General features: G+C 69.8%; 13 protein-coding genes. 5 read left to right on the top strand and 8 right to left on the bottom strand.

Annotation, left to right across the window (positions count from 1 at the left end):
• Nucleotides 1-16: 16 nt before the first annotated feature.
• Nucleotides 17-1,231 (bottom strand): quinolinate synthase NadA, encoded by a 1,215-nt coding sequence (gene nadA / locus HDG68_RS05590; RefSeq protein ID WP_172150058.1) that lies wholly within the window; start codon nt 1,229-1,231, stop codon nt 17-19.
• A gap of 73 nt (nt 1,232-1,304) precedes the next feature.
• Here nadA and HDG68_RS05585 point away from each other — a divergent pair, with 73 nt between their 5' ends.
• Together HDG68_RS05585 and HDG68_RS05580 are read left to right on the top strand one after the other, a co-directional pair.
• Entirely contained in the window at nt 1,305-1,814 is a 510-nt protein-coding gene (locus HDG68_RS05585; RefSeq protein WP_172150056.1) for a hypothetical protein, read from the top strand.
• Between the two features lie 74 nt (nt 1,815-1,888).
• Complete coding sequence (locus tag HDG68_RS05580; RefSeq protein ID WP_172150054.1) at nt 1,889-2,239, top strand: HesB/IscA family protein; 351 nt, start codon at nt 1,889-1,891, stop codon at nt 2,237-2,239.
• A 58-nt stretch (nt 2,240-2,297) separates the two neighbouring features.
• On the opposite strand, the gene HDG68_RS05575 is transcribed toward HDG68_RS05580, so the two are convergent.
• Nucleotides 2,298-2,564 carry a sulfurtransferase TusA family protein gene (locus HDG68_RS05575; RefSeq protein WP_172150052.1) on the bottom strand — a complete coding sequence of 89 codons (267 nt, stop codon included), beginning with the start codon at nt 2,562-2,564 and terminating at the stop codon, nt 2,298-2,300.
• Complete coding sequence (locus tag HDG68_RS05570) at nt 2,561-3,718, bottom strand: cysteine desulfurase family protein (RefSeq protein ID WP_343037445.1); 1,158 nt, start codon at nt 3,716-3,718, stop codon at nt 2,561-2,563. Before HDG68_RS05570 ends, HDG68_RS05575 begins: the two co-directional genes overlap by 4 nt.
• Before the next feature lie 276 nt (nt 3,719-3,994).
• On the opposite strand from HDG68_RS05570, the gene ctaC reads away from it, so the two are divergent.
• Genes ctaC through HDG68_RS05555 form a run of 3 tightly spaced genes read left to right on the top strand, consistent with a single transcriptional unit; the run spans nt 3,995 to nt 7,157 of the window.
• The gene (gene ctaC, locus HDG68_RS05565) at nt 3,995-4,921 is read left to right on the top strand and encodes an aa3-type cytochrome oxidase subunit II (protein WP_172150048.1); all 927 of its coding nucleotides are present in this window, start codon (nt 3,995-3,997) and stop codon (nt 4,919-4,921) included.
• On the top strand, nt 4,921-6,759 hold the full coding sequence (ctaD, locus tag HDG68_RS05560; protein ID WP_172150046.1) for an aa3-type cytochrome oxidase subunit I: 1,839 nt from the start codon (nt 4,921-4,923) through the stop codon (nt 6,757-6,759). Before ctaC ends, ctaD begins: the two co-directional genes overlap by 1 nt.
• Nucleotides 6,756-7,157: an aa3-type cytochrome oxidase subunit IV gene (locus HDG68_RS05555; RefSeq protein WP_172150044.1), complete on the top strand. Its 402-nt coding sequence runs from the start codon at nt 6,756-6,758 to the stop codon at nt 7,155-7,157. The genes ctaD and HDG68_RS05555 overlap by 4 nt, the downstream gene beginning before the upstream one ends.
• 597 nt (nt 7,158-7,754) lie before the next feature.
• On the opposite strand, the gene HDG68_RS05550 is transcribed toward HDG68_RS05555, so the two are convergent.
• The 5 genes from HDG68_RS05550 to ctaE form a co-directional block, all read right to left on the bottom strand.
• A complete protein-coding gene (locus HDG68_RS05550) occupies nt 7,755-8,375 on the bottom strand; it encodes a superoxide dismutase (RefSeq protein ID WP_172150042.1) in 621 nt (206 codons plus the stop codon).
• Between the two features lie 168 nt (nt 8,376-8,543).
• Complete coding sequence (qcrB, locus tag HDG68_RS05545) at nt 8,544-10,247, bottom strand: cytochrome bc1 complex cytochrome b subunit (protein WP_172150040.1); 1,704 nt, start codon at nt 10,245-10,247, stop codon at nt 8,544-8,546.
• Nucleotides 10,244-11,296 (bottom strand): cytochrome bc1 complex Rieske iron-sulfur subunit, encoded by a 1,053-nt coding sequence (qcrA, locus tag HDG68_RS05540; RefSeq protein ID WP_343037444.1) that lies wholly within the window; start codon nt 11,294-11,296, stop codon nt 10,244-10,246. Before qcrA ends, qcrB begins: the two co-directional genes overlap by 4 nt.
• A complete protein-coding gene (gene qcrC / locus HDG68_RS05535) occupies nt 11,293-12,075 on the bottom strand; it encodes a cytochrome bc1 complex diheme cytochrome c subunit (protein ID WP_172150036.1) in 783 nt (260 codons plus the stop codon). Before qcrC ends, qcrA begins: the two co-directional genes overlap by 4 nt.
• A gap of 71 nt (nt 12,076-12,146) precedes the next feature.
• On the bottom strand, nt 12,147-12,791 hold the full coding sequence (gene ctaE, locus HDG68_RS05530; RefSeq protein ID WP_172150034.1) for an aa3-type cytochrome oxidase subunit III: 645 nt from the start codon (nt 12,789-12,791) through the stop codon (nt 12,147-12,149).
• Between the last annotated feature and the right edge of the window lie 94 nt (nt 12,792-12,885).

Below are 12,885 nucleotides of genomic sequence, written 5' to 3'. Positions count from 1 at the left end.
CGGTCCTGCGGCTCCGTCAGATCCCGGGCAGCGCCAGCATCTGGTCGAGGGCCACGCGGGCCCAGTGCGCGTCGTCGGCGTCCACGACGATCCGGTTGACGACGCGCCCCTCGACGAGGGACTCCATCGCCCACACCAGGTGGGGCAGGTCGATGCGGTTCATCGTCGAGCAGAAGCAGACGGTCGAGTCCAGGTAGTGGACCTGCTTGTCCGGGTGTGCGCGGGCGACGCGACGCACCAGGTTCAGCTCCGTGCCGATCGCCCACGACGAACCCGGCTCCGCGGCGTCGAGCGCCTTGATGATGTACTCGGTGGACCCCACCATGTCCGCGGCCGTGACCACCTCGTGCTTGCACTCGGGGTGCACCAGGACGTTGACGTCCGGGACCGCCGCGCGGATGTCGGTGACGTTGCGCTCCGAGAACCGGCCGTGCACCGAGCAGTGGCCCCGCCACAGGATCATGCGGGCGTCGCGCAGCTCGGCCTCCGTCAGGCCGCCGCCCGGCTTGCGGGGGTCGAAGACGACGCAGTCGTCCAGGCTCATGCCGAGCTGCAGCACCGCCGTGTTCCGGCCGAGGTGCTGGTCCGGCATGAAGAGCACCTTGCCGGTGCCGTCCAGGCCGCCGACCCGGTCGAACGCCCAGCGCAGCGCCACCTGCGCGTTCGACGACGTGCACACGGTGCCGCCGTGACGACCCGTGAACGCCTTGATCGCCGCCGTGGAGTTCATGTACGTCACCGGCACGGTGTCGCCGGCGACCCCCGCGTCCTCCAGCACCGCCCAGGCCTCCTCGACCTGCGAGATCTCGGCCATGTCCGCCATCGAGCAGCCCGCCGCCATGTCCGGCAGCACCACCTGCTGGGCGTCGGAGGTCAGGATGTCGGCGGACTCGGCCATGAAGTGCACGCCGCAGAACAGCACGAACTCCGCCTCCGGGCGGGCCGCCGCCCTCTGGGCGAGCTTGAACGAGTCGCCGGTGACGTCCGCGAAGTCGATGACCTCGTCGCGCTGGTAGTGGTGCCCCAGCACGAAGGCGCGGTCGCCCAGCGCCTCCCGGGCGGCCCGGGCCCGCTCGACCAGATCCGGGTCGGACGGGGACGGCAGCGCACCCGTGCACTCCACGCCGCGCTCGGAGGCGAGGTCGCGGTCCTGGCCCAGCAGGAGCAGGGCCGACGGGGCAGGCTCGACGAAGTTCGAGGTCTCGTTCAGCACTGTGGTCACGGCCACCATCCTCCCACGACCTCGCGCCCGACCGACGTCCGGGGGCGTGCCACGGGCCACGCGGGTGTGCCACGATCTGCGGGTGCACGTACTGCTCGTCACCACCGTCGGGGCCGACGGCGCGGCCCCCGACGTCGCCGCGGCCTGGGTCCGGGGCTCCGCCCGCTGCGAGGTGCGGCGGCTCGTCCTGGCGGCCCCGGTGCCGGCGCCCGGTCCGGCGTCGCCCCGTCAGGATCCGGCACCGGTCTTCGTCCCGACCGAGGCGCTCGGCCTGACCACGGTCGACCGGCCGTCCGAGACCCCCGAGCGTGCCGCGCTGGGGGCGGCGGTGCAGGCGGCCGACCTCGTCGTCGTGCACGTGACCGTCCTGGACGGCGCCGGGCTGCACGACGGCCCGGTCGCCCAGGCCGCTGCCGCCGCCGCGCCCGCCGTCGTCCCCGTCGTCGTGCTCGCCGGCCGCAGCGAGGTCACCCGCCGCGAGCTCGCCGCGGCCGGGGTCGCGGGCGTGCACGAGGTCGGCGACCCGTGGGACCCGGTCGCCGTCGAACGCGTGGCGCGCACCTGGGCGCCCGCGTGGCACGCGGGAACGTGACCCACGTCATCGCCCGGTGAGGATTCCGGCGTAGGATCGGGAACAGCCGCACCGGCCAACCTGTTGGAGGAAGCATGACCGACACCACCGAGATCGCCACGCACGGCGTCGAGCTCTCCGAGGTCGCCGCGACCAAGGTCCGCAGCCTCCTCGAGCAGGAGGGGCGCGACGACCTGCGCCTGCGCGTCGCCGTCCAGCCCGGCGGCTGCTCCGGCCTCATCTACCAGCTCTACTTCGACGAGCGTCTGCTCGACGGCGACGCCCTGCGCGACTACGACGGCGTCGAGGTCGTCGTGGACCGCATGAGCGTGCCCTACCTCGACGGCGCCAAGATCGACTTCGCCGACACCATCGAGAAGCAGGGCTTCACGATCGACAACCCGAACGCCGGCGAGTCCTGCGCCTGCGGCGGCTCCTTCGGCTGAGCCGGAGACGCACCGTCCCCGACGGCCGCCGCGACCCCGTGTCGCGGCGGCCGTCGTGCTATGCCTGGCTGCCCAGGCGGACCGACAGCACCCGGTGCTCGTCGTCCTCGCCGGCGGCGACGACCTCGTCGCCCACCATCTCGTGCCCCCGCATGCGGGCCCACGCCGGGACGTCGTAGCGTGCCGCCGGGTCCGTGGCCAGGACGTCGACGCGGGTCCCCGCCGCCAGCGTCCGGGCGGCCGCCGCCAGGCGGACCACGGGGAGCGGGCACCGCAGACCGCGCGCGTCGACCACGACCGCCTCGTGCTCCGGCGTCCCGCTCACAGGTCCTCCACGCCGAGCATGCGGCGCACCCGCGCCACCGCGCCGGGCAGCACCGCCAGGAACCTCTCGACGTCCTGCTCCGTCGTCGCCCGGTCCAGGGCGAGCCGCACGTTGCCGTGCGTGAGCACACCCATCGCGGCCAGGACGTGGGAGGGCTCCAGCGTCCCGGCCGTGCACGCCGACCCCGACCCGACGGCGAAACCCTCCCTGTCCAGCTCGGTCGTCAGCGCCTCGCCGTCGACGTAGAGGAACGAGAACGTCACGACGTGCGGCAGCCGTCGGTCGGGGTCACCGACGACCTCCACGTCCGGGATCCGCGTGACCTCCGCCCGGATCCGGTCCACCAGCGTCCGGCGCCGGGCGTCCGCCACGGCGAGGTCCTGCCGGACCGCCTGCAGGCCCACCGCCGCGGCGAAGGCGGCGGGCACGTTGACGCCGCCGGGCGCCCAGGGTTCCGGGTCCTCCGGCCCCGTGGGGACCGTCCGGACCCGCTGGCGCACCGCCACGACACCCGTGCCGGACGGGGCGCCCCAGTCCGCCGGGTCGGCGGCGAGGGCGTCCCACGCCTCCGGCACCGGGACGTGCCCCACGCTCGCACCGGCGTCGACCAGGAGCGGCACCCCGTGCTCCCGTGCCGCGGCGTGCACCTCCGGCAGCGGCTGGAGGGTGCCCACCTCGCCGTTCGCGTGCTGCAGCGCCGCCAGGGCGACGCCGTCGCGCAGCTCGGCGGCGAACGTCGCGGCGTCGACCCGGCCGAGCCGGTCCACGGCCACGGTGCGGCGTGCCCCACCCAGCGCGGCGGTGGCGTGCGAGGCCCCGTGCAGCAGCGCCGCCCGTTCGGTCGCACCGACGACGACGTCACGCCCGCTGCGCCGTCGAGCCCGGGACAGCTGCGCGGTGGCCTGGTGCAGGGACGCGCTGTGGGAGGGCGTGAACCGGATCTCCTCGGTCCGTGCGCCGAGCCCCGCGGCGAGGGCCTCACGGGCGCCGTCGAGCAGGGCGGCCGCGCGCCGACCCTCCGTGTGCAGGCGTCGCGGGTCCGCCCACCCGTCGTCCACGGCCTGCAGGAACGCCTGCCTGGCCGCGGGGTGCCAGCGGGCACCGCCCGCGTTGTCCAGGTACGCCCGTACCGTGGAGGAGGTGGGATCTGTCACACGTCGCCTTCCGTCCGGGGTGCCGGCACTGCCGGGAACCATGATGCCGCGCCCGTCGGAGGGCGACGAACGTGGCGCCGATCTGACACGGCCCGGTGGGCCGTCGCGAAGTCCGCGGATGGCGACGCCGCAAGGGCATCGTGTCAGGTAGGAAGCGGGCGCTTCTGGCGTCGAAACCGTGAAGGTCACGCTAGGCTGCTCCCATCGAGGACGAATGTCCCTCCGGCGTGCCCCCACTGATGACGCGTCGGGCGGGCGAGACGTGAAAGGCCTCCCTTGCACTCGAAGAGCTCCACCCGCACCCGGCGGACACGGGCCCTGCGCGCGACGGCGATCGCCGTCGGCGTCGCGGCCCTGGCCACCGGCTGCGCCAGCGACGTCGCCCAGCGCGGATACCTGCCCGGTTACACCGACGGGGAGGTGACCAACCAGACCGGCCGGATCACGGACCTGTGGGTCGGGTCCTGGGTGGCCGCCCTCGCCGTCGGCGTCATCACCTGGGGCCTGATGCTCTGGTGCGTGGCCGCCTACCGCAAGCGTCGCGACGACCACCGGCTCCCGGTCCAGACGCGGTACCACATGCCGCTCGAGATCATGTACACGATCGTCCCGACGCTCATGATCCTCGTGCTGTTCTTCTACACGAACCGCGACATGACCGAGATCCTGGACACCACCTCCGAGGAACCGGACGTCAACATCCAGGTCATCGGCAAGCAGTGGAGCTGGGACTTCAACTACCTCGACGACGACGTGTACGAGACCGGCCAGCAGCTGCTCGAGCCGGGCTCCGTCACCGACGAGGACACCGTGGACGGCGCCGTCGGCACCTCGGAGGACCTGCCGACGCTCTACCTGCCCGTCGGCGAGCGGGTCGAGTTCACCGTCGACTCCCGCGACGTCATCCACTCGTTCTGGATCCCCGCGTTCCTGTTCAAGATGGACATGATCCCGGGCAAGACGAACACCTTCCAGGTCGTCCCCGAGCGCGAGGGCACCTACGCCGGCAAGTGCGCCGAGCTCTGCGGCGAGTTCCACTCCGGCATGCTGTTCAACGTGCAGGTGGTCGACCGCGCCGAGTACGACGCCCAGATGGACGCGCTGCGCGACCGGGGCCAGACCGGCGAGCTCGGTCTCGACCTGAACCGTCAGCAGCACTCCGAGTTCTCCATCGAAGACACCACCCCGGAGGTCGAGGGCTGATGGCCACCACCACCGAGACCGGCTACGGCGCCGAGGCGATCCCCGGGCTCCAGCCGGCCCGCCAGACGCTGGGCCGCACCGTTGTCAAGTGGATCACCTCCACCGACCACAAGACGATCGGGTACATGTACCTGATCACGTCGTTCTTCTGGTTCGCCGTGGGAGGCATCCTCGCCCTGCTGATCCGTGCCGAGCTCTTCGCTCCCGGCATCCAGATCGTGCAGAGCAAGGAGCAGTACAACCAGCTCTTCACCATGCACGGCACGATCATGCTGCTGCTGTTCGCGACGCCCCTGTTCGCGGGCTTCGCCAACGTGATCATGCCGCTGCAGATCGGCGCGCCCGACGTCGCGTTCCCGCGGCTGAACATGTTCGCCTACTGGCTGTTCCTGTTCGGCGGGCTCATCGCCGCCGGCGGGTTCTTCACCCCGCAGGGCGCCGCGTCGTTCGGCTGGTTCGCCTACGCACCCCTGTCCAACACGACCTTCAGTCCGGGGTTGGGTGGAGACTTGTGGGTGTTCGGGTTGGCCCTCGCCGGCTTCGGCACCATCCTCGGTGCCGTCAACTTCATCACCACGATCATCTGCATGCGCGCGCCCGGCATGACGATGTTCCGGATGCCGATCTTCACCTGGAACACCCTGGTCACCAGCCTCCTGGTGCTCATGGCCTTCCCGCCGTTGGCCTCCGCGCTCTTCGCGCTCGGCGCCGACCGCCGCTTCAACGCCCAGGTCTTCAACCCGGACAACGGCGGAGCGGTGCTGTGGCAGCACCTGTTCTGGTTCTTCGGGCACCCCGAGGTGTACATCATCGCGCTGCCGTTCTTCGGCATCGTCTCGGAGATCTTCCCCGTCTTCAGCCGCAAGCCGATCTTCGGCTACAAGGGCCTGGTCTACGCGACCATCGCGATCGCCGCCCTGTCCGTGACCGTGTGGGCCCACCACATGTACGTCACCGGCGCCGTGCTGCTGCCCTTCTTCGCCTTCATGACGATGCTCATCGCGGTCCCGACCGGCGTGAAGTTCTTCAACTGGATCGGCACGCTGTGGCGAGGCAAGCTGACGTTCGAGACACCGATGCTCTGGTCCATCGGCTTCCTCGTGACGTTCCTCTTCGGCGGTCTGACGGGCATCATCCTGTCCAGCCCGGCGCTCGACTTCCACCTGTCCGACTCCTACTTCGTGGTGGCGCACTTCCACTACGTCGTCTTCGGCACCGTGGTGTTCGCGATGTTCGCCGGCTTCTACTTCTGGTGGCCCAAGTTCACCGGGCGGATGCTCGACGAGCGGCTCGGCAAGATCCACTTCTGGGTCCTGTTCATCGGGTTCCACATGACGTTCCTCGTCCAGCACTGGCTGGGCGTCGAGGGCATGGCCCGTCGGTACGCGGACTACATGCCCGGTGAGGGCTTCACCTGGGAGAACCAGCTGTCCACGGTCGGTGCCTTCATCCTCGCCGCCTCGACGCTGCCGTTCCTCTGGAATGTGTACGTGACCTGGCGCAAGGCGCCCAAGGTCGAGGTCGACGACCCGTGGGGCTACGGCCGCTCGCTCGAGTGGGCCACGTCCTGCCCGCCCCCGCGGCACAACTTCGCCTCGCTGCCCCGGATCCGGTCCGAGTCGCCCGCGTTCGACCTGCACCACCCCGAGGTCGCCGCGATGGAGGACCCGCACCACAACCAGGGCATGATCGACGAGATCTACGGCGGCGCCGACCGTCGGGGCCAGGCGGAGCACGTCGAGGATCTCACCATGAAGGACTACCCGGAGAAGCAGCAGTCGAGCACCGCGGTGATCGACGCCGAGCGTCCGCAGGACGACGAGGAGGACACCAAGTGAAGGTCGAGATTCGGCTGTTCGTGTGGCTGGCCCCCTTCTTCGTGCTCGTCGGGATCCTGTACGGCATCTTCACGGGTTGGACCGAGCCGGTCGGGTTCCTGGGGATCCCGCTCGTCGGCGCCCTGATGGCGATGATCGGCGCCTACCTGGTGGTCCAGGCCAAGCACACCGACCCCCGTCCCGAGGACGACGAGAACGGTGAGATCGAGCAGGGCGCCGGCGACCAGGGCGTCTACGCCCCGTGGTCCTGGTGGCCGCTGGTCATCGGTGCCGCGGCAGCCGTCGCGTTCCTCGGCCTCGCGGTCGGCTGGTGGGTCTTCTACATCGCCACCATCCTCGGCATCATCGGGCTCGTCGGCTGGGTCTTCGAGTTCAGCCGCGGCCAGCACGCGCACTAGCCGAGCACCGCGGCGGAAGACCGCGCTCGTCGTCGACGAAGGCCCGCAGCACCGGTTCGCCCGGAGCTGCGGGCCTTCGTCCGTGCTGTGCAGCGCCCCACCCGCGAGGTAGGCAACAACCCCGCCAGGTAGGCAACCCTCCCACCAGGTAGGCAACAACCCCGCCAGGTAGGCAACCCTCCCACCAGGTAGGCAACAACCCCGCCAGGTAGGCAACCCTCCCACCAGGTAGGCAACAACCCCGCCAGGTAGGCAACCCTCCCGCCAGGTAGGCCTGCGCATCGGCGGGTTTCGGCCCGTCAGCGTCGTGCACGATCGGGCCGGCATCGTCCGGCAGTGCCGCCTCGGTCCCAACGCCGTTCCAGACGCTCACTCTGACGTGGAGTCGGCGCTGAACCGATCGACGGGCGAGAAGCAGTGCCTACCTCGACGCGGAGTTGCCTACCTCGGCCTGAGATTGCCTACCTCACGAGATTCTGGCCTACCTCGCGGGAGGGGGGAGGGGGAGTGGGAGAGGTGCGGGCATTGCTCGGGCGGAGACGGCAGGAGCCCCGGACAGCGGCGCTGTCCGGGGCTCCTGCCGTGCCAGGGAGATCGTCAGGCGATGAGGCCTGCGGTCTGGGTGCGGGCGCGCTCGAGGCGGGCGGCGACGTCGGCCCAGTTGGCGATGTTCCAGAACGCCTTGACGTACTCGGCCTTGACGTTGAGGTAGTCGAGGTAGAAGGCGTGCTCCCACATGTCGAGCATGAGCAGCGGGGTGATGCCGACGGGGACGTTGGCCTGCTGGTCGAAGAGCTGGAAGATCAGCAGCTTCTGGCCGATGGAGTCCCAGCCGAGCACGGCCCAGCCGGAGCCCTGGATGCCGGTGGCGGTGGCGGCGAAGTGGGCTTGGAACGCGGCGAAGGAGCCGAACTGGTCCTTGATGGCCTCGGCCAGCTCGCCGGTGGGCTCGCCGCCGCCCTCGGGGGACAGGTTGTGCCAGAAGATGGTGTGGTTGGTGTGCCCGCCGAGGTTGAACGCGAGGTTCTTCTCGTGCAGGTTCACCGCCGCGAGGTCGCCCGACTCGCGCGCCTCGGCCAGCTTGTCCAGCGCGGTGTTGGCGCCCGCGACGTAGGTGGCGTGGTGCTTGTCGTGGTGCAGCTCCATGATCTTGCCGCTGATGTGCGGCTCGAGCGCGCTGTAGTCGTAGGGCAGGTCGGGCAGCGTGTAGACAGCCATGCTGGTGTACCTTCCAGTTCGGGCCGCACGCGGTCCAGCGCGCGGCGTGGTGTCGTCGAACCGTGATGGGCGATGCCCACCATGGTCAGGATAGGCAAGGACCCGCGCATCGCGACCGCAGGAGCGGCTGTGGCGTTGCGCGGGTCCTTGTCCGGCCCGTCAGGAGTCTCAGCGCTCCCGATCGACGGTGTCGGTCCCCGAGGTGACCTCGGAGGTGTGTGCCGCCGGGGCGATCTCGTCGTGCTCACCGTGCGAGTGGGCCGCAGCGAGCTCCGCCGGGGTCACCGGCTCGACGCGGTCCTCGTAGAAGAACCGGGAGAGCTTCTGCCAACGCTTGTCGCTCTTGTAGCCGCGGCGCTTGACGCCACGGGCGTCGGTGGCCGGCTCGATCTCGAGCGGTCGGTGCGCGTCGTAGTTGACCCGCAGCCAGCGCTCCTGCTCGTCGAGCGGACGGTGCACCTCGATGTACTCGCCGTTGGCGAACCGGACGATCCGACCCGTCTCGTGGCCGTGCAGGACCAGCTCGCGGTCCTTGCGCTGCAGCGACAGGCAGATCCGCTTGGTGACCCAGAAGGCGAAGACCGGCCCGACGAAGAACAGGATCCGGAACGCCCAGGTGATCTGGTTCAGGGACATCGCGAAGTGCGTGGCGATGAGGTCGTTCGACCCGGCGAGGGCCAGGATGATGAACGCCGTCAGGAAGGCGACGCCGAGACCGGTGCGCACGGGCACGTTGCGCGGACGGTCGAGCACGTGGTGCTCGCGCTTGTCGCCCGTGACCTTGGCCTCGATGAACGGGTACGCGAAGAGGAACGTGAACAGCAGGCCCGGGATGACCACCGCCGGGATCAGCACGTTGAGCGACAACGTGTACCCGAAGATGACCCACTCCGTGCCCGCACCCGGCATCAGTCGGAGCGACCCTTCGAGGAAGAGCATGTACCAGTCGGGTTGCGCACCGGCGCCGACGGGGGAGGGGTCGTACGGCCCGTAGTTCCAGACGTTGTTGATGCTCATCGTGGCACCCATCAGGGCGAGGATGCCGAAGACGATGAAGAAGTTGCCGCCCATCTTGGCGACGTACACCGGGAAGAGCGGGTAGCCGACGACGTTCTTGTCCGTGCGGCCGCCACCGGGGTACTGGGTGTGCTTGTGCAGCACCATCAGGAACAGGTGGAGCCCGATGAGGGCGAGGATCAGCGCCGGCACGAGCAGGATGTGGATCGTGAACAGGCGCGGGATGATGTGCTCGCCGGGGAACTCGCCGCCGAACACCATGTACGACATGTACGAGCCGATCACCGGGATCGACTTGATGACGCCGTCGGTGATGCGCAGACCGTTGCCGGACAGGACGTCGTCCGGCAGGGAGTAGCCGGAGAAGCCCGCCAGGAGGCCGAGGATCAGCAGCACGGTGCCCACGAGCCAGTTGATCTCGCGCGGCTTGCGGAAGGCGCCGGTGAAGAACACGCGCATCATGTGCACGACGATCGAGGCCATGAAGACCAGGGCGGCCCAGTGGTGGATCTGCCGCATGAGCAGACCGCCGCGCACGTCGAAGGAGAGGTCCAGCGTCGAGGCGAAGGCCGTCGACATGAGCTGGCCCTGCATGGTCTCCGGCCCTGCGCCGTGGTACTCGACGAGCGCCATCGACGGGTCGAAGAACATCGTGAGGAACACGCCGGACAGCAGCAGGACGACGAAGGAGAACAGCGCCATCTCGCCCAGCATGAACGACCAGTGGTCCGGGAAGACCTTGCGCGCGAACTCCTTGACGGCGACACCGATGCTGGTGCGCTGGTCCAGGTAGTCGGCTGCCTTGCCGACGGGTGTGGTGGGTGCGCCGGTGTTCGACGCGGTCTCGGTGCTCACTTCAGACGCTCCCAGTAGCTCGGGCCGACGGGCTCGGCGAAGTCGTCCTGGGCCACGAGGTAGCCCTCGTCGTCGACGGCGATGGGCAGCTGCGGCAGCGGCCGGTTGGCCGGGCCGAAGACCACCTTGGCGCCGTCGGCCATGTCGAAGGTCGACTGGTGGCAGGGGCACAGCAGGTGGTGCGTCTGCTGCTCGTACAGCGCCACGGGGCAGCCGACGTGCGTGCAGATCTTCGAGTACGCCACGATGCCGTCGTAGGACCAGGTCTCGCCCTCGGGCGACTGGTCGGAACGGATGTCCTCGGGGTTGAGGCGGACGAGCAGCACCACGGCCTTGGCCTTCTCGGTGATCCACTCGTGGGACGCCATGTACTCCTCGGACTCCTCCGGGATCACGTGCGCCACGGAGCCGACCGTGAGGTCGGCGGCCTTGATCGGACGACCCGTGGGGTCGTACGCGAGGCGCTTGCCGGAGGTCCAGATGGTGTGCCGGAACTTCGAGATGTTCCAGTCCCCGCCGACGCTGGAGATCAGCGGCACGGCGAAGGTCAGGGGGAAGAGCGCGAGCGCCGAGACGGCGGCACCCTTGAGCACGCCGCGACGGCCGATGCCCGAGTCCTCGACACCGTCGGTGAGGTGCTTGACGGCGACCTCGCGGACCTCGGGAGTGCTCCGGAGCTCGTGCCGCTCGTCGACGTGCTCGTGATCGCTCATCAGGGCCTTGGCCCAGTGGATGGCGGCGATGCCGATGCCGAGCAGCGAGATCGCCATGGTCACGCCGAGCAGCAGCGTGGACAGCCGGGTCTGGTCGGTGGTGCCGTCGGGACGCACCGTGAAGTAGGCGACGAGGCTGGCGATCGCGCCGAGGCAGGACAGCGCGAACAGCAGGACGATGATCCGCTCGCTGCGCTTGTTCGCCTTCGGGTCCGTGTCGGTGAGTCGGGGCCGGTGCTCCGGGACGCCCGGGTCGCTGAACCGCTCGGGGTGACCGGCGGTTCCCGTCGACGTCGTCACGTCCTGGGAGGTGTTGGGGTTCTGGTTCTCGCTCACGAGGACTTCGCTCCGATCCACACAGCGGCACCGATCATCAGGCCGAGGCCGACGACCCATGCCCACAGGCCTTCGCTGACGGGGCCGAGGGAGCCGAGGCTCAGACCGCCGGCGGACCCGTCGCGCTGCTCGACGAGGTAGGCGATGACGTCACGCTTCTCGTCGGGCGTGATGGTCGCGTCGTTGAAGACCGGCATCGACTGCGGGCCGGTGGCCATCGCCTGGTAGATGTTGCGCTCGGAGACGTCGTACAGCGCCGGGGCGAACTTGCCCTCGGACAGGGCTCCGCCGGCCCCGACGGCGTTGTGGCACATCGCGCAGTTGGTGCGGAAGATCAGCGCGCCGTTGGAGGCGTCGCCCGCCTCGGCGTCGACCATCTCGTCGGTGGGGATCTCCGGCCCCGGGCCGAGCGACGCGACGTAGGCGGCGAGCTGGGCCGTCTGCTCCTCGTCCATCTGGCGGGGCTTCTGGAGCGCCTGCGGACCGTTGGCCTGCATCGGCATGCGGCCGGTTGAGACCTGGAAGTCCACCGCCGCGGCACCCACGCCCACGAGGGAGGGCGCCTCGGAGGTGCCCTCGGCGTCCGGGCCGTGGCAGGTGGCGCAGTTGGCCTGGAAGAGGCGTTCGCCCTCCTCCACGTCGTTCGCTGTGCTGGCGGTGTCGGCCGTGGCCGAGCTCGGTGCCAGGACGGCGTACACGCCGCCCGTGAGCAGCAGCGCCAGCAGCATCAGCACGACCGGGGCGGCCCGGTGGTGCCGGCGGGCGGCGAGTGCCTTCACGAAAATGTCCTCGTCTCGCGGTGGATGGTGCAGGGGCTCGGGGTCGGCGTCGGCGCCGACCCGGGGGGGTGTCACTTCAGGACGTAGATCACCAGGAAGAGGGCGATCCACACGACGTCGACGAAGTGCCAGTAGTAGGAGACCACCAGGCCGGTCGTCACCTCGTGGTGGGTGAACCGCTTGGCACGGAAGGACCGGCCGAGCAGGAACAGGAAGGCGATGAGTCCGCCGATCACGTGCAGGCCGTGGAAGCCGGTCGCCAGGTAGAAGACGGAGCCGTAGGCGCTCGAGGAGATCGTCAGGCCGTGCTCGACCAGCTCGGCGTACTCGAAGATCTGCCCGGCGATGAAGAACGAGCCCATGAGGTAGGTGAGCGTCATCCACTCGTTCATGCCCCACTTGGTGACCTGCAGCAGCGTGCCGGTGCGCACCGGCTGGAAGCGCTCGGCGGCGAACACCCCGGCCTGGCACGTCACCGACGACAGCACCAGGACCGTGGTGTTGATCAGGGGGAAGACGAGGGCGACGTTGTCGGCCTGGGCCGCCCACTCCTCCTCCGGCATCACGGAGCGGACCGTGAAGTACATGGCGAACAGGCCCGCGAAGAACATCAGCTCGCTCGCGAGCCACACGATCGTCCCGACCGAGACGGTGTTCGGTCGGTTGACGGTCACGTGCTGGTGGGCGTGGGGGGCTGCAGCCGTTGCGGTCGACACCCCGCCATTATGGCTGACGTGAGGTGGGTTCGAGGACCGATAGCGGTCGGTTGGTGGAGATCCGTTACACAGAAACTGCAGAATCGTGCCGCAG

The sequence above is a fragment of the Isoptericola chiayiensis genome, from assembly GCF_013149805.1.
Lineage (GTDB): Bacteria > Actinomycetota > Actinomycetes > Actinomycetales > Cellulomonadaceae > Isoptericola > Isoptericola chiayiensis.
This window is presented reverse-complemented; position numbering and strand designations above follow the sequence as displayed.